1 pseudogene is annotated in these 664 nt (G+C 64.5%); it reads right to left on the bottom strand.

Annotated elements, in window-relative coordinates:
- A pseudogene (locus tag Mth01_RS29430) lies at positions 1 to 651 on the bottom strand (hypothetical protein); the annotation flags it as partial.
- Positions 652 to 664 lie beyond the last annotated feature (13 nt).

Below are 664 nucleotides of genomic sequence, written 5' to 3' on the forward strand. Positions count from 1 at the left end.
GCCCTTCACCGCCGGAGCGGCGGCCGCGAAGGTCTTGCCGTACGACCACTTGAGGGTCTTGCCGGTGAAGGCGTAGTTGCCGTCCGGGTGCGAACCGCTCGGGTAGCCGAACATGAAGACCGGCGTGCCGATCTTCTGGTTGTAGGCGATGCCCTGGCCGCCGACGTTGCCACCCAGGCTGCCGACGTCCTTCAGCTTCAGGTCCACGACGTGGCCCTTCAGCTTGTAGTCCAGGTCGTACCGCACCCAGTAGGTGGCCTTGTAGAAGCCGTTCTCCTTCTTGAAGTAGAAGGCCGTCCTGTCGCTCGACCACCAGCTGTCCTGGTCGACCTTGATGTACTCGTCCCTGGTGATGCGGGTGACGGTGACGCCGGCCCAACCGTGTTCGCCCTTCAGCTCCTGGCTTCCGCCACGAGCCAGCGCCTCAGCGTCGGCCTCGGTCTTTTCGGCCACCCAGCACTTCTGCCACGCGGCGATGGAGACGTACTTCTTGTACGACTCCCGCTTGTTCTTCGCGAGCTTGTCCGTCTCGACGGGCACGATCTTGCCCGACCAGCCGGTGGTCTTGAGCTCCAGGTCCTTCTTGGCCTTCTCAGCCTCGGCGAGGGTGTCGAAGGTGCGGTTGTCGAGGTAGTCCCGGACGTGGGTCACCGAGCCGCCCTCG

It is taken from the genome of Sphaerimonospora thailandensis (genome assembly GCF_016863115.1).
GTDB lineage: Bacteria > Actinomycetota > Actinomycetes > Streptosporangiales > Streptosporangiaceae > Sphaerimonospora > Sphaerimonospora cavernae.